This window comes from Sphingobium xenophagum NBRC 107872, from assembly GCF_000367345.1.
Lineage (GTDB): Bacteria > Pseudomonadota > Alphaproteobacteria > Sphingomonadales > Sphingomonadaceae > Sphingobium > Sphingobium xenophagum.
Genome location: NZ_BARE01000002.1, coordinates 1 through 17,656, shown reverse-complemented (window position 1 = coordinate 17,656; position 17,656 = coordinate 1). Strand labels below are relative to the sequence as shown.

Genomic DNA, 17,656 nt, shown 5'->3' with positions numbered 1-17,656 from the left:
TATAGGGGCGCTTTTGCTTGGCACAAGAAGCTGGGGCGATTACCTATGTACGCTGACCGGAAACGAGACAGTCAGGAATGAGTTGATGCGCGCCCCCTTTGCCCTTTTCGCCCTCTTGGCTCCGCTGGCGCTGGCCGCGTGCGGCGACCCGGCGCCGACCTATATCGACCAGGCCTGGGTACGGTTGAGCCCCAACAAGGAAACGCCATCGGCCGGCTATTTCGTCGCGCATGGCGGCGATGCGGGCGGGCAGATACGCGGCGTGCTGACCGATTACGCGCTCAAGGTCGAGATGCATGAAAGCGTCGACAAGGACGGCATGATGACGATGGAGCGAATCGATAGTGTCGATATTCCGGCCAAGGGTGAGGTCGCTTTCGCCCCCGGCGGCAAGCATCTGATGCTGTGGGGCGTCAATGATACCGCGATCAGCCGGGGCAAGATGCAGCTGACCTTCCTGATGGCCAATGGCGACCGCTTGCTGGTCGATGCGGTGATCCGCAAGCCGGAGGCAGCAGGTGCAGGCGCAGCGGCAGCCAAGCCTGCTGGCGAGCATGAGGGCCATTGAGCAGCCGTAGCCTGACGCCCCATGAGGTTGCGCTGGCGCGGGGCGTGTTCGGCGCGGCGATCGATTATGGCCGGGTACGGGTGCATGCGCGCAAATGGTGGCCGTTCCAGCCCAGGGGCGTGACGATGGCGCCCGATGGCGACCTGTGGTTTCACCCGGACGGCGGGCTGTTCTGCGCGGATTTCTGTGAAAGCCCGCTGCATATTCAGGGGCATTTCATCCATGAGATGACCCATGTGTGGCAGGCGCAGCGGTCGGGGCGGTGGTGGTTGCCGCTGATGCGGCATCCCTTCTGCCGCTATGGTTATGATGTCGTGCCCGGCAAGCCGTTCGAGCGCTATGGCATCGAGCAGCAGGCGGAGATCGTGCGGCACGCTTTTCTGTTGCGGCGCGGGGTGGCGGTGAAGGGGAAGCCGGGATTGGAGGCGTATGAGGGGTTGCTGCCCTTTGGTTGAAGCGGTTACCCAAATCGGGTAATATGGCATCATGAGCAAATCCACATCCGTCGCGTTGAGCGACCATTTCCGCGCCTTTGCCGAGCGCAAGGTGGCAGAGGGCCGGTTCGGATCGACCAGCGAGGTCGTCCGCGCGGGCTTGCGACTGCTGGAAATGGAGGAAGAGAAACTGGAAGCCTTACGGGCGGCCCTGATCGAGGGCGAAAAGAGTGGCGTCCTGCATGACTTCGACATGCGTGAATGGATTGATCGCCGGTTTCCTGAGGCGTGACCGCTGCCGTCAGTTTTGCAGTTGCTGCCGAACGTGATCTGGCGGAAATTTCGACCTATACCCAAGCAGAGTGGGGCGCGGCGCAGGCCAAGGCTTATCTGCTGGCGATTGCCGATGCGATCGACCGGATCGCTGCCTATTCGGGCATTGGTAGCCCGATCGACGATGTTCGCGGCGGATACCGCAAGTTTCGCGTGGAAAGGCACAATATCTATTATCGTCAGCGCGGGACGGGGATCGAAATAGTCCGCATCCTGCATCAGCGCGCAGATCTTACTGCCAAGCTGCAATGAAAAGGGCGGACCTTCCGGCCCGCCCCTTCTGATGTCACGACAACTGATGGCAGGATCAGTACACCCGTGCCTTGGGCTTCACATATTCCGCTTCGTCGGTCATCGTATAGTCGTGGACCGGACGGTAATCGAGCGTCACCTTGCCGCCCGAACCACCCCAGCCTTCGAACCAGCTGATGGTGTGCTTCATCCAGTTTTCGTCGTCGCGGTTGGGGAAGTCCTCATGCGCGTGGGCGCCGCGCGATTCCTTGCGGGCTTCGGCGCCTTCCATCGTGCAGATGGCCTGGCTCATGAGATTGTCGAGTTCGAGCGTTTCGACAAGGTCCGTGTTCCAGATCAGCGAGCGATCGCTGACCTTGACGTCCTGAAGCCGCTTGTTGACCGCCTGCATCCGGGTGACGCCTTCGGACAGGAGTGCGCTGTCGCGGAACACGGCGGCGTGCTTCTGCATGGTGCGCTGCATGTCGAGGCGGATGTCCGCCGTCGGCGTGCTGCCCTTGGCATTGCGATAATGGTCGAGGCGACCGAGCGCGAGATCGGCGGCGTCCGACGGCAGCGGCTTGTGCGGCGCGTTGGGCTTCAGATTGTCCTTGAGGAACAGGCCGGTAGCGCGGCCAAACACAACAAGGTCGATGAGCGAGTTGGAGCCGAGGCGATTCGCGCCATGCACCGACACGCAGGCCGCTTCGCCGACCGCGAACAGGCCGGGCACGACCACTTCGGGATCATCGCCCTTCTTAGTCACGACCTGACCATGATAGTTACAGGGGATGCCGCCCATATTGTAGTGGACGGTCGGCGTCACCGGCAACGGCTGGCGGGTCAGGTCGACGCCCGCGAAAATCTTGCCGCTTTCGGTGATGCCGGGCAGGCGTTCGGCCAGCACCTTGGGATCGATATGGTCGAGGTGCAGGAAGATATGATCCTTATGCTCGCCAACGCCGCGCCCTTCGCGCATTTCCATCGCCATCGAGCGGGACACGACGTCGCGCGACGCCAGATCCTTGGCCGAGGGTGCATAGCGTTCCATGAAACGCTCGCCTTCGGAGTTGGTGAGATACCCGCCCTCGCCGCGCGCGCCTTCGGTGATCAGCACGCCCGCGCCGTAAATGCCGGTCGGGTGAAACTGCACGAATTCCAGATCCTGAAGCGGAAGCCCTGCGCGCAGCACCATGCCGCCACCGTCGCCGGTGCAGCTGTGCGCCGAGGTCGCGGAGAAATAGGCGCGGCCATAGCCGCCGGTCGCCAGCACGACCGCATGGCTGCGGAAGCGGTGGATCGAGCCATCTTCCATGCACAGCGCGATCACGCCGCGACATTCGCCATTTTCCATGATCAGGTCGATGGCGAAATATTCGATGTAGAAGTCAGCGTCATATTTCAGCGATTGCTGATAGAGCGCGTGAAGCATGGCATGGCCGGTACGGTCAGCCGCCGCGCAGGTGCGCTGCACTGGCGGGCCGGCGCCCATATTCTGCATATGGCCGCCAAAGGGACGCTGGTAGATCGTCCCGTCGTCGTTCCGGCTGAACGGCACGCCCGCATGTTCCAGTTCGATGACGGCGGCGGGCGCTTCGCGCACCATATATTCGATCGCGTCCTGATCGCCCAGCCAGTCCGACCCCTTGACGGTGTCGTACATGTGCCAGGTCCAGTGATCGGGCGAATTGTTGCCAAGGCTGGCGGCGATGCCGCCCTGCGCCGCAACGGTGTGGCTGCGGGTGGGGAACAGCTTGGTGATGCAGGCGGTCTTGAGGCCCGCTTCGGCGCTGCCCATGGTCGCGCGCAGGCCCGAACCGCCAGCGCCGACAACCACGGTGTCATACACATGGTCGATGATCTTATAGGCTTGCGTCATTATTCGACGACCCCCGTGAAGGCGATCTTGGCGATCGCAAAGACGCCCGCGGCCGCGTCGCCAAAGGCATAGAAATTGAGCAGCAGGATAGAGAAGAAGGCCAGTCCCTTGTCATGGACATAATCTTCCAGCATCACCTGCATCCCAAGGCGCAGATGCCAGAAAATGCTGACGATCATCAGCATCATCGGCACCGCGACCAGCGGGTTGGCGATCCACAGCACGACGCTTTCATAGTCGAGGCCAGGCAGGGTCAGGAGGCTGAAGATCAGCCACAGCACCAGCAGCAGATTGCCAACGGCGGTGTAGCGCTGCGCCAGCCAGTGATGCGCGCCATGCCGCGCCGACCCAAGGCCACGGACGCGGCCGATACCAGTTCCGTTACCCATCAGAAGGCCTTTCCGAAAATATAGAGCCAGACAAGGGCGGTCACGAGCACCGAAGCGACCACCACCGCGATCGACCAGCTCTTGTTCGTGCGCAGTTCATAGCCCGCGCCCATATCCAGAACGAAATGGCGCAGCCCCGAAAAGAGATGCTGGAAAAAGGCCCAGGTAATGCCGATCATCACCAGATAGCCAAAGGGCGAGGTCGCGCATGTGATGAAGGTCGCATAGGCTTCAGGACCAATCGCGGCAGCCATCAGCCACCAGACGAGGCCCAGCGCGCCAACCGTCGCAAGGCCGTTGCCAGTCACGCGGTGCAGGATGGAAATGGCCATCGCGGGGCCCCATTTCCAGATCGTCAAATGCGGCGAGAGCGGCCGGCTGTTGGTTCGCGCCATGTCTACCCTTGTCCCTGAAATGTCCCTATAAGTGCGATCCCCTTAAGAGCGAACGCGCATGAGGGCAAGCGGTGCAAAGCATGGCTGCCCCAACGATCGTATCCCGCGATCATAAGAAGTGATTAACCAAAGCGCGCTAAGGTCGGCCTGCCAAATGCCATTGCACCAACAGGGGCTGTCCCATCATGTCGTCCTTCGCCGCATCACCAGACAATAGCCGGAACGGCACCGTCAGCCCGGAATTGATCTCGAAAATCGACCCGAACGACAAATTTTCCAAGGGCGCGCAGGAGATTGGCCTGCTGATCAAGGACAGCCTGGCGAGCGTGGGGGACGCCTTTTTCACGACCTATATGCAAAAGACCGGGCTGCGCGAGAAACTGAGTTCCGCAGCGATCAGTGCGATCGAGAGAGAAACGCACCGCTATGTCGAGCAGAAGTTATTGCACTTCAAGGATGCGCTCTGGGCCCAGTCCGCTGCGGATTGCGTGCGCAACGCCCGCAAACATGGCGTGTCGGTGCGGTCGGTGCTCACCGCCGTCGCCGCGGCGAACGAAAAGATCATCGCCCTGATATGGGAATATAGTCGCGATGACGCGGAGCGAAGCCAGCGCCTGACGCTCGTCATGCTCCACATCGCCATGATGGACGCAGGCTTCATGACCAATGTCCTGTCGAACGATCAGGCCGATGCGCAACGTGCCGAACGGCAGCGTTTCGGTTCCTTGTTCGAACAGCGAATCGTCGGTGAAATCGACGGCGCGACCCGATTGGGCGAATCGCTGCGCGAACAGGCCAAGGATGCTTCGGCGGCGACGCGCGGGATGCTGGGCAAGGCATCGGAAGTCGCGGCGGCGGCCGAACAATCCGCCCTGGCGATGCGTGAAGCGGCCCGCACGTCGGCCGGGCTGATCCGCGCCATCGAGGACGCCCGTACCGAGGTTGAGGGGGCTGCCGGGGTTGCCCTGCGAGCCGCGAAACAATCGGGCGATGCGGTCACCATGTCCTCTACCCTGTCCGAGCATGCCAAATCGATCGAATCGATCCTGGGCCTGATCCGCGACATTGCCGGGCAGACCAATTTGCTGGCGCTCAACGCCACGATCGAGGCGGCGCGCGCAGGCGATGCCGGTCGCGGCTTTGCCGTGGTCGCGCAGGAGGTCAAAAGCCTGGCTAACCAGACAGCGCGCGCGACGGACGAGATTGCGGGCAAGATTGCCGACATCCAGGCATCGACTCGCCTGTCGGTGGAAACCAACGAACGCATTCGCGACACGGTGGGCGAAGTGCAGGCCAGCGCCGAGCGCATCCGTCATGCGATGGACGCGCAGGCCCAGACCGTCACCATGATCACCGCCGCCGTCGATGAAACCGCGTTGGCCGCCGATTCGATGTCGACCACCATTTCGGCCATCCGGCAGGATACCGAGGTCGTCGCGTCGGAAATCGACCAGCTCGAACGCGGCTTCGTGAGCGTCGAAGGCAAGCTTGCCAGCCTGCGGCACGCATCATCCGATTTCGGTCGACAGGTCGCATAAGATTGGGCTGATGCCGGGCTGCAAATAGCGCCTTTCTGCGCTTCCAGTGCTCACGTGCTTTAAGCACGCTGCGCGCTGGTTGTCGAAAGTCACTATTTTCGCTCCGGCCTGAGCCCAATCTGGCAATTGTGAGGTTCTTCCCCTCCCCTTCTCGCTCGGCTAAAGGCGGCAGCATGACTGCTGCCACACAATCCGCGCAAAGCCGGCCAGCCCTTCAAAGCTGGAAAGTCACCCTGCCCTGCACCCGTATCGAAGCCGAGGCGCTGGACGGGGAAATTGCCGCCTTTGCCCTGATGGAGCGGCCGCCGGTGCTGATGACCAGCGAGGCGGCGCCAGACGACGACAATGCATGGCAGCTCGACGCCTATTTCGAGGGCAAGCCCAGCGCCGCCGCGATCAAGTTGCTGCGGTCGATGGTCCCCAGCGCCGCCGGAACCAAGCCGCTGGTCGAGGCGCTGCCGGACGAGGATTGGGTGACGTTGAGCCAGCAGGGGCTGGAAGCGGTCACTGCCGGACGCTTCCATGTCCGCAATCTTGCCAGCGATCCGGAACAGCCGGGCCAGGTCAATATTCTGATTGCGGCCAGCCGCGCCTTTGGCACCGGCCAGCACGAAACAACGGCCGGATGCCTGACGATGCTGGACCGGATGCGTCAGGTGGGCATGCGGTTCAACAATATGGCCGATATTGGCACCGGGACCGGCCTGCTTGCCTTTGCGGCGATGAACCTGTGGCCGCGCGCCCATGCGATCGCATCCGACATTGACCCGGTCGCGGTCGAAATCAGCGCGGAAAATGCCGCGACCAATGGCGTGCCGCTAGGCGTCGGGCCTGGGCGACTGGCATTGGTGACCGCCGCCGGGGCCAATCATGCAGCGATTATCGGACGGGCGCCCTATGATCTGTTGATCGCCAACATTCTGGCCGGACCGCTGATCGAACTGGCGCCGTCGCTCTGCGCGCTGGTCGAGGATGGCGGCACGATCCTGCTGGCGGGCCTGCTCGACACACAGGTCGACGCTGTGCTGGCCGCCTATCGGGCGCAGGGCATGCGCCTCGCTGAACGGACCGACCGGGGCGACTGGCCGACGCTGCGGTTGCGCAAACGCCCCCGCATCGGATGGAAACGGCCCAAGCGCCTGAACCCCGCCGCGCGTGGCGAAGCGCCCGGCTTTGGCAGTATCTAAGGGGAGCCCCCATGACCATTACCCGCAACAGCATCGTCCATGAAGGACCGGGCGGCCTGTTCGAAAGCATGGTCGTGACCGATAGCGCCGCCAGCGCGCCGCGGCCCGGCGTGCTTCTCTTCCCCAATGTGCTGGGGACCAAGGAGGCCGATTTCGCCTATGCGGAAAAGGTCGCGGCGCTGGGCTACGCCGTGCTGGTCGCCGATGTCTATGGCCAGGGCAAGCGCACCACCCGCGCCGATCCCGATGCCGCGCGCTATATGGCGGAACTGAACGCCCACCGCGCCCTGCTGCGCGACCGCCTTTTGGCCTCCCATGCGCTGCTCAAGGGGCTGGACGCGGTGGACGCGGCCCGCACTGCCACGATCGGCTTCTGCTTTGGCGGCAAATGCGTGCTGGATCTGGCGCGCGCTGGTGCGGACATAGCGGGCGGGGTCAGTTTCCATGGCGTCTATGATGCGCCGCCCTTCCCCAATGCCGCCATCCGCGCAAAACTGCTGATTTGCCACGGCTGGGACGATCCGATCGCGCCGCCTGAGGCGACCGTCGCGCTGGCGCAGGAACTCACGGCGGCAGGGTGCGACTGGCAACTCCACGCCTATGGCCGCACCGGCCATGCCTTTACCGACGAGAGCGTCAACATGCCTGAAAAGGGGTTGGCTTATAGCGCGGATGCCGATCGGCGCAGTTTCCGCGCGATGGTGGGTTTTTTGGGCGAGCTGTTCGGCGCTTAAGGAGAATTGCCGTTCGTCCCGACAAGATGATCGGGATATTCAGGATTGCGTGTTCCCGCGCAGGCGGGAACCCAGCCCCGCCGTTGAACTGGGTTCCCGCCTGCGCGGGAACACATGGTGTTGGGATGACATAGCGTAGAACGTCACCGCGTCGGGATGCGTCGCGCGCTGGCAAGATGATGGGCGTGGGTGATGGCGACGGCGAGCGCGTCCGCGGCGTCAGGCCCGGCGATCTTCACGCCGGGCAACAGGCGTGACACCATGGCATGGACCTGATCCTTCGACGCATTGCCGACGCCGACCACGGATTTCTTGATCAGCCGCGCGGCATATTCGCCGACCTCCATGCCGGAGCGCGCGGCGTTGAGCAGGATCACGCCGCGCGCCTGTCCCAGTTTCAGGGTCGATTGCGGATTGACGTTGACGAACACCTCCTCGACCGCCGCGCCATCGGGCCGATGTTCGAGGATGAGGTCGGTCAGGGCAAGATCGAGCGCCAGCAGTCGCGTTGCCAGCGGCATCACGCTATCCGTCTTGATCTGGCCATTGCCCAGATGCGTGAGGCGGTTGCCGTCGGCGGCGATCAGACCCCAGCCGGTGGTGCCAAGGCCGGGGTCGAGACCAAGGAGGATCATTGGGATTTCCTCGCCCCTTCAGGGGAGAGGATAGCAAGGCTAGCCGACATGTCGGCTAGCCGCGCTTGGAGAGGGGAGCGATAGTCGCGGATGGCAGAGCCCCCTCTCCCAGCTTCGCCCAGGCGGCAAAGCCGCCAAGGCTGCGCAACCCTCTCCCCAAGGGGAGAGGGAAAACACATCAACCCAGCTTCTCCATGACCGCGTCGGGCACTTCATAATTGCCCCAGACGGTCTGGACGTCGTCATCATCTTCCAGCGTGTCGACCAGCTTCATCAGCGTGGCGGCATTGGCCTCATCGACTTCGACGGTGGTCGTGGGTTTCCAGGCGAGCTTCGCGCCATCCGCCGGACCAAGGCTCGCTTCCAGCGCCTTGGCGACTTCGTGGAGCGCGTCCATCGCGGTCCAGATTTCATGTTCGTCCTCGTTGGACGAGACGTCCTCTGCCCCCGCTTCGAGCGCGGCCTCGAAGATGGCGTCGGCATCGCCCGCGCTGGCGGGATAGGTGATCAGGCCGACGCGGTCGAAGCCATGGCTCACTGCGCCCGATGCACCCAGATTGCCGCCATTTTTGGAAAAGGCGGTACGCACATTGGTCGCGGTGCGGTTGCGATTGTCGGTCAGCGCTTCGACGATGATGGCGATGCCTGCGGGGCCATAGCCCTCATAGCGCACTTCTTCATAGTTCTCGCCACCTGCGGCATTCGCCTTGTCGACGGCGCGCTGGATATTGTCCTTGGGCATGGACTGCGCCTTGGCGGCGTTGATCGCCAGCCGCAGGCGGGGATTCATGTCCGGGTCGGGCATCCCCATCTTGGCCGCGACAGTGATTTCGCGGCTCAGCTTGGAGAACATCGAGGAGCGCTTCTTGTCCTGCGCGCCCTTGCGATGCATGATATTCTTGAATTTGGAATGGCCGGCCACGGCCTTCTCCTGACATTATCTGATGAAACACGAGCGCGCTCTCTAGCGAGCGAGGCGCGCTCGCGCAATGTTACACGAGGATGGCGGTACCAGAGGCCGACACCATCAGCATCGATCCGCTGGAGCCTATCACTTCATAGTCCAGGTCGACGCCGACGACAGCGTTGCCGCCCAGCGTCGCCGCGCGCATCCGCATTTCGCCGATCGCCTGTTCGCGCGCCCGCTGAAGCACATCTTCATAAGCGCCCGACCGGCCACCCACGATGTCCCGCACGCTGGCGAACAGATCGCGGAACAGATTGGCGCCCACGATCACTTCGCCCGTGACGATGCCAAGATATTCCTTGGCGGGGCGCCCTTCCAGACGGCTGGTGGTGCTGACGATGACTTCGGACATTTCACTCTCCCTCTGATCCCGTTCGGGCCGAGCGCTTAGAACATCTGCCCTGAACGCAGTGAAGGCCCCTTCCTACGCCAGGCGCGAACGGCGGTGGAGTCCTATTCCATGCCCAGCGCGGACAGATAGGTCTGGAGGATCGCTTCCATTTCCTGCCGGTCATGAGGCTGCATTTTCCGCAGGCGGACGATCTGGCGCATGATCTTGGGGTCGTAGCCGGTCGCCTTGGCTTCCAGATAGACGTCCTTGATGTCGTCGCCGATGCCCTTTTTCTCTTCTTCCAGCCGCTCGATCCGTTCGATCAGCAGGCGGAGCTGGTCGGCGGCGACATTGGGTTCGGTCATGGGGGAGTTTCTCCGGTAGATGTGAATCGGTTGGAGGGCGTCCTAGTGGCTGTCGGCGTTCTTCGCCACACTCTCTTTCATCCGCGCGATCTGCTGCGGCGTCGCTTCGCCCTGATAGCGGGATTTCCATTCGGCAAAGGGCATGCCGTGGATGAGTTCGCGCGCCTGATCTTTCGTCAGGCCACCATCCGCCTCCGCCACCCAGTCGGCCAGGCAATTGCGGCAGAAACCCGCCAAACCCATAAGGTCGATATTTTCGACATCGGTGCGGTGCTGCAAATGCGTCACCAGACGGCGGAAGGCGGTTGCGGCGGCGGCGTCTGTGAGTATGGTGTCGCTCATCGGCGGACCCTTTCGCTGATACATCATCCTGTCGTGCAGCACGGATAACCCATAACGACGCGCTGGCAAGACCAAGGGGGGGGAAGCCCAACGGTCGGGCCAGCGGCGATCACGACGGTCAGGAGAATATATGTCACGACTACCGCCCCGCTCACGCAAGGTCCGTATTCTTGCGACACTTGGGCCTGCGAGCGATACGCCCGAAATGATCCGGGCGCTGTTCATTGCCGGGGCCGACGCCTTTCGCATCAATATGAGCCATGGCGCGCATGAGGATCATGCCGCGCGCATCGCCACGATCCGCGCGTTGGAAAAGGAATTTCAGCGGCCGACCACGATCCTGGGCGACCTTCAGGGGCCAAAGCTGCGCGTCGGCACGTTCGAGAAGGGGCTGGCGCTGCTGGAAACCGGCGCGCCCTTCATTCTGGATCGCGACGAGACGCCGGGCGATTCGCGCCGCGTGAACCTGCCCCACCCCGAAATCTATGCCGCCCTGGTGCCTGAAACCCGGCTGTTGCTGGACGATGGCAAGATGGTGCTGCGCGTCAAGGCGATCAGCGAGGATCGCATCGATACGATCGTCGAGGTCGGCGGGACGCTGTCCAACCGCAAGGGCGTGAACGTCCCCGATGTCGTGGTGCCGGTGCCTGCGCTGACCGACAAGGACCGCCGCGACCTTAGCTTCGCGATGCAACAGGGGTGCGACTGGATCGCCTTGAGCTTCGTGCAGCGGCCGGAGGATCTGGCCGAAGCCCGCAAGCTGATGGGCGGATATGGGTCGTTGATGGCCAAGATCGAAAAGCCGTCAGCCGTGCAGCGGCTGGAGGAGATTATCGAGATGGCCGATGGCGTGATGGTCGCACGCGGCGATCTGGGCGTCGAACTGCCGCCTTATGATGTACCGCCGCTGCAAAAGCAGATCGTCGCGACGGCGCGCCGCATGGGTCGCCCGGTGGTGGTCGCGACCCAGATGCTGGAATCGATGATCAAGTCTCCCTCCCCCACGCGCGCGGAAGTGTCGGACGTGGCGACGGCGGTCTATGACGGTGCGGACGCCGTCATGCTGTCCGCCGAAACCGCAGCGGGCGACTGGCCGGTCGAGGCGGTCGCGATGATGGATTCGATCGCCCACAGCGTGGAGCGCGATCCGGGCTATCTGGCGCGACTGCATTTTACCGAGACGCTGCCCGATCCGACCACCGCCGACGCGCTGGCCGAGGCCACCGGCAATATCGTGAATGTCGTGGGCGCGAGCGCGATCACCTGCTTCACATCGTCGGGCAGCACGGTGCGGCGCGTGGCGCGCGAACGTCCGTCCGCGCCGATCCTGGCGCTGACGCCGCGCACCGATACGGCGCGCAAGCTGGGCCTGACCTGGGGCGTCCATGCCATCCGTACCAAGGATATCGGCAATTTCGAGGAGATGATCGGGAAGGCCCGGCGCATGGCGCTGCGTCACGACATGGCCGAAAAGGGCGGTAAGATCGTCGTACTGGCCGGTGTCCCGTTCGGCACGCCGGGATCGACCAATGTGCTGCACGTCGCGGCAGTACGGGGGGACGAACTGAAGGGCCGCGATTATTAGACCGCCACCACCTCCGGCAAGATCGCGTCGAGCAGCAGCATGCCAGCCGGCGCGACTTGCAGGCGGGTGCCGGTCAGGCGGATGAGGCCAAGGTCGGTCAACTGGTCGATGGCGCGTTCATCGACCAGATGGCCAAGGCCAACGCCCGACAGTGCCGCAATCCGGGCGAGATCAACCCCCTCGCCCAACCGCAGCCCCATGAGCAGCGCTTCCCGCGCCCGCTCCTCGCCCGCCAGCGGCTGTTCCAGCTGAAGGCCGTGGCCATTGCGGCTGACGGCGCCGATCCAGTTTTCCGGCTTCTTGTGACGCTGCGTTGCCATAGCGCCGCGCCGCCCATGCGCGCCGGGACCAATGCCGACATAATCGCCGTAGCGCCAGTAAGTGAGGTTATGGCGGCTTTCCTGCCCGGCGCGGGCATGATTGCTGATTTCATAGGCGGGAATCCCCGCCGCGCCGGTCATCGCGGCAGTCAGTTCATAGAGCGTCGCGCCATGATCCGGGTCGGCGGGCGTCATCCTGCCCTGTGCAACCAGCGTGGCGAAGCGGGTGCCGGGTTCGATCGTCAGTTGATAGAGGGAGAGATGGCCGGTGCCGAACGACAGGGCGCGCGCCAGTTCCGCCTGCCATTGCGCTTCGCTCTGGTCGGGCCGGGCGTAGATCAGGTCGAAGCTCACCCGATCGAACACCGACTGGGCGGTGTCGAGTGCGGCCAGCCCTTCGGCAACGTCATGGGCGCGGCCCAGAAAATGGAGCGCATCGTTATCGAGCGCCTGCAGGCCCAGCGAGACGCGGTTGACCCCGGCGGCGGCGAGATCGGCAAAGCGCGCCGCCTCGACCGAGTTGGGATTGGCCTCCAGCGTGATCTCGACTTGCGGGGTAAAGCCCCAATGGCGTTCCGCCGCCGCGATCAGGTCCGCCACCAAAGCGGGCGGCATCAGCGAGGGCGTGCCGCCGCCGAAGAAAATCGAGGAAAGCGGTCGCCCGCCGGTCAACGCAGCTTCGTGCCCCATGTCAGCGAGCAGAGCGGCGCGCCAGGCATCCACATCTATGCCTTCGCGGACATGACTGTTAAAATCGCAATAGGGACATTTCGATACGCAAAAGGGCCAATGACTATATAAGGCCAGAGCGTCGGCGGGGGCCGGCGCCGATGGGGATGCAGAGTTGGGGGGAATGAGGGCCATGGCTGGGGGCAGCCCTAATCTGTTTTTGCGTGCCGGGCTATGGGCGGCGTTGCTGATTGCGACGGGTGCGCAGGCGGCGTCCGACAGCGCGCCGGGGAGCAAGGCGGTGACCGCAGCGCCGGTCAATGTTCCGACCGGCGTGGTCATGCCGGCGGCCTATTACGGGATGGAGGAAGCGCCAAGAGGCGAGCCGCTGCTGCGGGCCGTGATGCTGGACGCGCATAATGGGGAACGGGCGCTGGTCGGCGTTCCGCCGCTGAAATGGGATGAGGCGCTGGCGGCGGACGCGGCGCGCTATGCCGCCGACATGGCGCAGAGCGGGGCGTTTCGCCACAGCCCGCGTGGCAGCCGGGCGATACCGAGCGGCGAAAATCTGTGGATGGGACCACGCCGCCTCTATGGCTATGGCGTCATGGTCGGCGCTTTTCTGGATGAGAAAAAACTGTTCCGGATCGAAGGCAAATTGCCTGACCTGAGCACCAGCGGGCGCTGGCAGGATGTCGGCCATTATACGCAGATGATCTGGCGCGGCACGCGCAAGGTGGGCTGCGCGCTGGGTGAAGGGGCGAATTACGAATATCTGGTGTGCCGCTATTTCCCCGCTGGCAATGCGTTCGGGAAAGGCCCGCTGGACGAGGAAGCAGCGCCGGTCGAACTGGCCAGCGGTGGGCAGTGATCCTCCCCGGCGCGGGGAGGAACCGGGTCAGAATACCGCCGCCACCAATTGTCTGAATGCGTCGGCGCGATGGCTCATGGCGTGTTTGGCGTCCGGGTCCATTTCGCCGAAGCTGATGTCGAAGCCGAGCGGCTGGAACATGGCGTCATAGCCAAAGCCATTGGCTCCGCGCGGCGGCCAGACGAGCGTACCGTCGACCCGCCCCTCAAACGCTTCGACATGACCATCGGGCCAGGCAAGGGCCAGGGCGCAGATGAAATGGGCGTCATGGCCGGCTTCCGGGCCTTTGGCCTGCACGCCATCCCATACTTTCTGCATGGCGAGGGCGAAGTCCTTGTCCGGTCCGGCCCAGCGCGCCGAAAACAGCCCCGGATCGCCACCCAGCGCCTCGACGCACAAGCCGCTATCGTCGGCCAGCGCAGGCAGGCCGGACAGGTCGGCGGCCTGCAATGCCTTCAGTTCCGCATTGGCAATGAAGGTCGTGCCGGTTTCTTCCGGTTCGGGCAGGTCGAGCGACGCGGCGGAGATCGGCTCGATACCATAGGGGCCAAGCAGCGCGGCGATTTCACGCACCTTGCCAGCATTGTGACTGGCGATCACCAGCTTGCCGGGGGCGAGCTTGCGGATCGCCTGTTCCTGTCCGAATTGGTCGGTCATTATTCCACCTCTTTCCGTTCGTTTCGAGCGCATTCGAGAAACGCAAAAGTCACGCTATCGGCTTCTCGACTTCGCTCGAAGCGAACGGATAATTGTGATTACCGCCCCGTCGCGGCATCCTGCGCAGCGAAAATCTTGGCGCAGCCGATCCGGGCGAGGCGCAGCAGGCGCAGCAGCTCTTCCTCGTCATAGGCCGCGCCTTCGGCGGTCGCCTGCACTTCGGCGAACTTGCCGTCGCCGGTCAGGATCAGGTTCGCGTCCGTTTCGGCATTGCTGTCCTCGGCATAGTCGAGGTCGAGGACCGGCGTGCCTTCATAGATGCCGCAGCTGATGGCCGCGACCTTCTGGATGATGGGATCTTCCTTGAGCGCGCCGGAGGCCAGCAGCTTGTCCACCGCAATGCGCAGCGCGACCCACGATCCGGAGATCGCCGCCGTGCGGGTGCCGCCATCGGCCTGGATCACGTCGCAATCGACCACGATCTGGCGTTCGCCCAGCTTCTTCATGTCCACGACGGTGCGCAGCGAGCGACCGATGAGGCGCTGGATTTCCTGCGTGCGGCCCGATTGCTTGCCTTTGGCCGCTTCGCGGCTGCCACGGGTGTGGGTGGCGCGCGGCAACATGCCATATTCAGCCGTGACCCAGCCCGACCCCTTGCCCCGCAGGAAGGGCGGCACTTTTTCTTCCACCGACGCGGTGCACAGCACGCGGGTGTCGCCGAAACTGATGAGGCAGCTTCCTTCGGCATGGATGGTGAAGCCAGGCTCCATGATGATGTCGCGCATCTGGTCGGGCGCGCGGCCGGAAGGACGCATATTCTTTCTCCAAATCGATCAGGAGACGGCGCTTAGCGTCCGACAGCGTTTCTTGCCAGTGCCATGCGCGCAATTAGGCGATAAGAGGGGCCATGATGACCAGAATGATAATAGCCGCGACGGTGATGCTGCTGGCGGGATGCGCCACCGCCGACACTGAGCTGGACACACCGCGCGCCGCCGGAGACACGATCCGCTTTACCGCCGGACGCTGCTTTGGTGCCTGCCCCGCCTATAGCGTGCAGGTGACGCCCGATGGATCGGGCCTGCTGGAGCCGGACAAGTTCACGGCCGTGCCAGGGCCGACGCGCTTTACCGTGACCCCGGCGCAATATCGGCAATTGCGCCTGGCGCTGGCCCCGTACAAGCCGCTGGTCGGCACTGAAAGGCGGATCGCCCATGGCGAAAATTGCACCCGCTTTGCGACCGACATGCCCGGCTATCGCATCGAATGGACGCGCGGCGAGGCCAAGCCGACGCGGCTCGACTATCAGTCGGGATGCCTGGACGCGCGCTATGCGAAGCTGCGCACGACGATTGGCGGCATTCCCAAATTGCTGGGGATCGAACCGATGCTGAAGGCCAAAATTGCCCAATAGGGCTGGCCGCCACGCAGGCGTTGAGCCTGGAGGCAATCCATCCTACATTTTGCCGATGACGCCAACGACACCCATTACCGAATTGAACGAGCGCGCCCGCGACGTTTTTCGCCTGGTGGTGGAAAGCTATCTGGGCACTGGCCTGCCGGTCGCATCGCGCACGCTCAGCAAGATCGCATCGCTCAGCCTGTCCCCTGCATCGATCCGCAACGTGATGCAGGATCTGGAGGAACTGGGGCTGCTGGCCGCGCCGCATACGTCGGCGGGGCGGATGCCAACCGAAACGGGGCTGCGGCTGTTTGTCGACGGGATGATGCAGGCGGCGTTGCCGTCAGCAGAAGAACGGCGCGCGATCGAGGCGGGGCTGGCCGAGGGCGGGCCGATCGAGGAAGCGCTGTCCGCCGCCACCGCTGCGCTGTCGGGCCTGTCGGCCTGTGCGGGCATTGTCATGGTGCCAAAGCGCGAACCGATCCTGCGCCAGTTCGGCTTCGTGCCGCTGAACGACCGGCAGGCGCTGGCGGTGCTGGTCGGGCAGGATGGATCGGTTGAAAATCGCGTGCTGGACCTGCCGCCCGGCGTATCCCCCTCCATGCTCAACGAAGCGGCCAATTTCATGTCGGCGCGCTTTGCCGGGCTGACGCTGCGGCAGGCGGGCGACAGGCTGGCGCTGGAAATGGAGAGCGAACGCAGCGCGCTCGACGGCGCGGCGCGGGAACTGGTGGAACGCGGCGTCGCCATCTGGTCGCATGACGCCGACGACAGGCCAGTGCTGATCGTGCGGGGGCAGGCCCATCTGATCGACGACGGCACGGCGGCCGACCTGGAGCGGGTGCGGCAATTGCTGGAGCAGCTGGAAGGCAAGCAGGAAATATCCCGCCTGCTGGAAAGCGCATTGGCGAGCAGCGCGACCAAAATCTTCATCGGATCGGAAAACAAGCTCTTTTCCCTGTCGGGTTCTTCGGTCATAGCCGCCCCCTATCGTGGCGCGGACGGCCGGGTGGTCGGCGTGGTCGGCGTGATCGGCCCCACGCGCTTGAACTATGCACGGGTGATCCCCATGGTGGATTTCACCGCACAAACGCTTTCGAGATTGATGAGATGAGCGAAGATAATCTGAACGTCGAAAATACCGAAGTCGTGGACCAGTTGCCGGAGGATGCACCCGTGGCAGATGCCAATGCAGAGCGTATCGCCGCGCTGGAAGCGGAACTGGCGACTGCGAAGCAGGACATTCTCTATGCCCATGCCGATACGCAGAATGTGCGCCGTCGGCTGGAAAAGGAACTGACCGACACCCGCGCCTATGCCGCGACCAATTTTGCCCGCGACATTTTGTCGGTCGCCGACAATCTGAGCCGCGCGCTCGCCGCCATTCCGGCGGAACTGCGCGAGGATGAGAAGTTCAAGGGGCTGGTCGTCGGGCTGGAAGCCACGGGCCGCGAACTGGATGCGGTGTTTGGCCGCAACGGCATATCCAAGGTCGAGTCGGTCGGCCAGCCGCTCGACCCCAACAAGCATCAGGCGATGATGGAAGTCCCGTCCGCCGATGCCGCGCCCGGTACGATCCTAGTCGAAATGCAGGCGGGCTATATGATCAAGGACCGGCTGTTGCGCCCGGCCATGGTCAGCGTGGCGAAAGCGCCGGACTAAGATATGCATCGCCCCTTCCGTTCGCGGGAGGGGCATGAAAAGTGGCCGGGGGGCACAGACTAAAGGATACCCCGTTGCGCCACGACCTGAACCTCACCACCGATCGTCCCACCTTCGTCACCCATCTGGAATGTTCGCTGACGGGCGAGCACTATCCGGGCT

The 17,656-nt window shown here is 63.8% G+C and carries 23 protein-coding genes; 12 read left to right on the top strand and 11 right to left on the bottom strand.

Annotated elements, in window-relative coordinates:
• Positions 1 to 85: 85 nt before the first annotated feature.
• Genes SX1_RS01515 through SX1_RS01500 form a run of 4 tightly spaced genes read left to right on the top strand, consistent with a single transcriptional unit; the run spans position 86 to position 1,587 of the window.
• On the top strand, positions 86 to 568 hold the full coding sequence (locus SX1_RS01515) for a copper chaperone PCu(A)C (RefSeq protein WP_019051625.1): 483 nt from the start codon (positions 86 to 88) through the stop codon (positions 566 to 568).
• Complete coding sequence (locus tag SX1_RS01510) at positions 565 to 1,023, top strand: hypothetical protein (protein WP_019051624.1); 459 nt, start codon at positions 565 to 567, stop codon at positions 1,021 to 1,023. The genes SX1_RS01515 and SX1_RS01510 overlap by 4 nt, the downstream gene beginning before the upstream one ends.
• Positions 1,024 to 1,054: 31 nt before the next feature.
• A complete protein-coding gene (locus SX1_RS01505) occupies positions 1,055 to 1,294 on the top strand; it encodes a type II toxin-antitoxin system ParD family antitoxin (protein ID WP_019051623.1) in 240 nt (79 codons plus the stop codon).
• The gene (locus tag SX1_RS01500) at positions 1,291 to 1,587 is read left to right on the top strand and encodes a type II toxin-antitoxin system RelE/ParE family toxin (RefSeq protein ID WP_019051622.1); all 297 of its coding nucleotides are present in this window, start codon (positions 1,291 to 1,293) and stop codon (positions 1,585 to 1,587) included. The genes SX1_RS01505 and SX1_RS01500 overlap by 4 nt, the downstream gene beginning before the upstream one ends.
• A 55-nt stretch (positions 1,588 to 1,642) precedes the next feature.
• Here SX1_RS01500 and sdhA read toward each other — a convergent pair whose 3' ends face one another.
• The 3 genes from sdhA to sdhC are packed head-to-tail and all read right to left on the bottom strand — an operon-like array spanning position 1,643 to position 4,229.
• Positions 1,643 to 3,445 (bottom strand): succinate dehydrogenase flavoprotein subunit, encoded by a 1,803-nt coding sequence (gene sdhA / locus SX1_RS01495; protein ID WP_019051621.1) that lies wholly within the window; start codon positions 3,443 to 3,445, stop codon positions 1,643 to 1,645.
• Entirely contained in the window at positions 3,445 to 3,834 is a 390-nt protein-coding gene (gene sdhD / locus SX1_RS01490) for a succinate dehydrogenase, hydrophobic membrane anchor protein (RefSeq protein WP_019051620.1), read from the bottom strand. Before sdhD ends, sdhA begins: the two co-directional genes overlap by 1 nt.
• A complete protein-coding gene (sdhC, locus tag SX1_RS01485) occupies positions 3,834 to 4,229 on the bottom strand; it encodes a succinate dehydrogenase, cytochrome b556 subunit (protein ID WP_017180897.1) in 396 nt (131 codons plus the stop codon). Before sdhC ends, sdhD begins: the two co-directional genes overlap by 1 nt.
• 185 nt (positions 4,230 to 4,414) lie before the next feature.
• Between sdhC and SX1_RS01480 the strand changes: the two genes are divergently transcribed.
• The 3 genes from SX1_RS01480 (at position 4,415) to SX1_RS01470 (ending at position 7,688) form a co-directional block, all read left to right on the top strand.
• The gene (locus tag SX1_RS01480) at positions 4,415 to 5,767 is read left to right on the top strand and encodes a methyl-accepting chemotaxis protein (RefSeq protein ID WP_019051619.1); all 1,353 of its coding nucleotides are present in this window, start codon (positions 4,415 to 4,417) and stop codon (positions 5,765 to 5,767) included.
• Positions 5,768 to 5,940: 173 nt separating this feature from the next.
• Positions 5,941 to 6,954: a 50S ribosomal protein L11 methyltransferase gene (locus SX1_RS01475; RefSeq protein WP_019051618.1), complete on the top strand. Its 1,014-nt coding sequence runs from the start codon at positions 5,941 to 5,943 to the stop codon at positions 6,952 to 6,954.
• Positions 6,955 to 6,965: 11 nt separating this feature from the next.
• On the top strand, positions 6,966 to 7,688 hold the full coding sequence (locus SX1_RS01470) for a dienelactone hydrolase family protein (protein ID WP_019051617.1): 723 nt from the start codon (positions 6,966 to 6,968) through the stop codon (positions 7,686 to 7,688).
• Between the two features lie 143 nt (positions 7,689 to 7,831).
• On the opposite strand, the gene ruvC is transcribed toward SX1_RS01470, so the two are convergent.
• The 5 genes from ruvC to SX1_RS01445 form a co-directional block, all read right to left on the bottom strand.
• Positions 7,832 to 8,323, bottom strand: a complete 492-nt coding sequence (ruvC, locus tag SX1_RS01465; protein ID WP_019051616.1) for a crossover junction endodeoxyribonuclease RuvC — start codon at positions 8,321 to 8,323, stop codon at positions 7,832 to 7,834.
• Positions 8,324 to 8,501: 178 nt separating this feature from the next.
• Positions 8,502 to 9,245, bottom strand: coding sequence for a YebC/PmpR family DNA-binding transcriptional regulator (locus SX1_RS01460; RefSeq protein WP_017181384.1), 744 nt, complete (start codon positions 9,243 to 9,245; stop codon positions 8,502 to 8,504).
• Between the two features lie 70 nt (positions 9,246 to 9,315).
• Positions 9,316 to 9,642 carry a heavy metal-binding domain-containing protein gene (locus SX1_RS01455; RefSeq protein WP_019051615.1) on the bottom strand — a complete coding sequence of 109 codons (327 nt, stop codon included), beginning with the start codon at positions 9,640 to 9,642 and terminating at the stop codon, positions 9,316 to 9,318.
• Between the two features lie 101 nt (positions 9,643 to 9,743).
• Positions 9,744 to 9,986, bottom strand: a complete 243-nt coding sequence (locus tag SX1_RS01450) for a DUF2312 domain-containing protein (protein ID WP_006956223.1) — start codon at positions 9,984 to 9,986, stop codon at positions 9,744 to 9,746.
• A 42-nt stretch (positions 9,987 to 10,028) separates the two neighbouring features.
• On the bottom strand, positions 10,029 to 10,328 hold the full coding sequence (locus SX1_RS01445) for a DUF1244 domain-containing protein (RefSeq protein ID WP_026149399.1): 300 nt from the start codon (positions 10,326 to 10,328) through the stop codon (positions 10,029 to 10,031).
• Positions 10,329 to 10,458: 130 nt separating this feature from the next.
• Between SX1_RS01445 and pyk the strand changes: the two genes are divergently transcribed.
• A complete protein-coding gene (gene pyk / locus SX1_RS01440) occupies positions 10,459 to 11,913 on the top strand; it encodes a pyruvate kinase (protein WP_026002091.1) in 1,455 nt (484 codons plus the stop codon).
• Here pyk and hemW read toward each other — a convergent pair.
• Positions 11,910 to 13,097 carry a radical SAM family heme chaperone HemW gene (hemW, locus tag SX1_RS01435; RefSeq protein ID WP_026149398.1) on the bottom strand — a complete coding sequence of 396 codons (1,188 nt, stop codon included), beginning with the start codon at positions 13,095 to 13,097 and terminating at the stop codon, positions 11,910 to 11,912. The genes pyk and hemW overlap by 4 nt on opposite strands.
• On the opposite strand from hemW, the gene SX1_RS01430 reads away from it, so the two are divergent.
• Positions 13,096 to 13,773 (top strand): CAP domain-containing protein, encoded by a 678-nt coding sequence (locus SX1_RS01430; RefSeq protein WP_019051612.1) that lies wholly within the window; start codon positions 13,096 to 13,098, stop codon positions 13,771 to 13,773. The two genes, hemW and SX1_RS01430, sit on opposite strands and share 2 nt — an antisense overlap.
• Positions 13,774 to 13,800: 27 nt before the next feature.
• On the opposite strand, the gene rdgB is transcribed toward SX1_RS01430, so the two are convergent.
• Entirely contained in the window at positions 13,801 to 14,430 is a 630-nt protein-coding gene (gene rdgB / locus SX1_RS01425) for an RdgB/HAM1 family non-canonical purine NTP pyrophosphatase (RefSeq protein ID WP_019051611.1), read from the bottom strand.
• A gap of 98 nt (positions 14,431 to 14,528) precedes the next feature.
• A complete protein-coding gene (gene rph, locus SX1_RS01420) occupies positions 14,529 to 15,245 on the bottom strand; it encodes a ribonuclease PH (protein ID WP_017181391.1) in 717 nt (238 codons plus the stop codon).
• Positions 15,246 to 15,337: 92 nt separating this feature from the next.
• On the opposite strand from rph, the gene SX1_RS01415 reads away from it, so the two are divergent.
• Genes SX1_RS01415 through grpE form a run of 3 tightly spaced genes read left to right on the top strand, consistent with a single transcriptional unit; the run spans position 15,338 to position 17,494 of the window.
• Positions 15,338 to 15,844: a DUF6438 domain-containing protein gene (locus tag SX1_RS01415; RefSeq protein WP_026149397.1), complete on the top strand. Its 507-nt coding sequence runs from the start codon at positions 15,338 to 15,340 to the stop codon at positions 15,842 to 15,844.
• Between the two features lie 55 nt (positions 15,845 to 15,899).
• Positions 15,900 to 16,946, top strand: a complete 1,047-nt coding sequence (gene hrcA / locus SX1_RS01410; RefSeq protein ID WP_019051609.1) for a heat-inducible transcriptional repressor HrcA — start codon at positions 15,900 to 15,902, stop codon at positions 16,944 to 16,946.
• Positions 16,943 to 17,494: a nucleotide exchange factor GrpE gene (grpE, locus tag SX1_RS01405; protein ID WP_019051608.1), complete on the top strand. Its 552-nt coding sequence runs from the start codon at positions 16,943 to 16,945 to the stop codon at positions 17,492 to 17,494. The genes hrcA and grpE overlap by 4 nt, the downstream gene beginning before the upstream one ends.
• Positions 17,495 to 17,656 lie beyond the last annotated feature (162 nt).

Bases quoted from the DNA above. Each gene is read 5' to 3' on its own strand.
- SX1_RS01515 (WP_019051625.1), top strand. From the start codon at position 86: ATGCGCGCCCCCTTTGCCCTTTTCGCCCTCTTGGCTCCGCTGGCGCTG.
- SX1_RS01505 (WP_019051623.1), top strand. From the start codon at position 1,055: ATGAGCAAATCCACATCCGTCGCGTTGAGCGACCATTTCCGCGCCTTT.
- sdhA (WP_019051621.1), bottom strand. From the start codon at position 3,445: ATGACGCAAGCCTATAAGATCATCGACCATGTGTATGACACCGTGGTT.
- sdhD (WP_019051620.1), bottom strand. From the start codon at position 3,834: ATGGGTAACGGAACTGGTATCGGCCGCGTCCGTGGCCTTGGGTCGGCG.
- sdhC (WP_017180897.1), bottom strand. From the start codon at position 4,229: ATGGCGCGAACCAACAGCCGGCCGCTCTCGCCGCATTTGACGATCTGG.
- SX1_RS01480 (WP_019051619.1), top strand. From the start codon at position 4,415: ATGTCGTCCTTCGCCGCATCACCAGACAATAGCCGGAACGGCACCGTC.
- SX1_RS01475 (WP_019051618.1), top strand. From the start codon at position 5,941: ATGACTGCTGCCACACAATCCGCGCAAAGCCGGCCAGCCCTTCAAAGC.
- SX1_RS01470 (WP_019051617.1), top strand. From the start codon at position 6,966: ATGACCATTACCCGCAACAGCATCGTCCATGAAGGACCGGGCGGCCTG.
- ruvC (WP_019051616.1), bottom strand. From the start codon at position 8,323: ATGATCCTCCTTGGTCTCGACCCCGGCCTTGGCACCACCGGCTGGGGT.
- SX1_RS01455 (WP_019051615.1), bottom strand. From the start codon at position 9,642: ATGTCCGAAGTCATCGTCAGCACCACCAGCCGTCTGGAAGGGCGCCCC.
- SX1_RS01450 (WP_006956223.1), bottom strand. From the start codon at position 9,986: ATGACCGAACCCAATGTCGCCGCCGACCAGCTCCGCCTGCTGATCGAA.
- SX1_RS01445 (WP_026149399.1), bottom strand. From the start codon at position 10,328: ATGAGCGACACCATACTCACAGACGCCGCCGCCGCAACCGCCTTCCGC.
- pyk (WP_026002091.1), top strand. From the start codon at position 10,459: ATGTCACGACTACCGCCCCGCTCACGCAAGGTCCGTATTCTTGCGACA.
- SX1_RS01430 (WP_019051612.1), top strand. From the start codon at position 13,096: ATGGCTGGGGGCAGCCCTAATCTGTTTTTGCGTGCCGGGCTATGGGCG.
- hemW (WP_026149398.1), bottom strand. From the start codon at position 13,097: ATGGCCCTCATTCCCCCCAACTCTGCATCCCCATCGGCGCCGGCCCCC.
- rdgB (WP_019051611.1), bottom strand. From the start codon at position 14,430: ATGACCGACCAATTCGGACAGGAACAGGCGATCCGCAAGCTCGCCCCC.
- rph (WP_017181391.1), bottom strand. From the start codon at position 15,245: ATGCGTCCTTCCGGCCGCGCGCCCGACCAGATGCGCGACATCATCATG.
- SX1_RS01415 (WP_026149397.1), top strand. From the start codon at position 15,338: ATGATGACCAGAATGATAATAGCCGCGACGGTGATGCTGCTGGCGGGA.
- hrcA (WP_019051609.1), top strand. From the start codon at position 15,900: ATGACGCCAACGACACCCATTACCGAATTGAACGAGCGCGCCCGCGAC.
- grpE (WP_019051608.1), top strand. From the start codon at position 16,943: ATGAGCGAAGATAATCTGAACGTCGAAAATACCGAAGTCGTGGACCAG.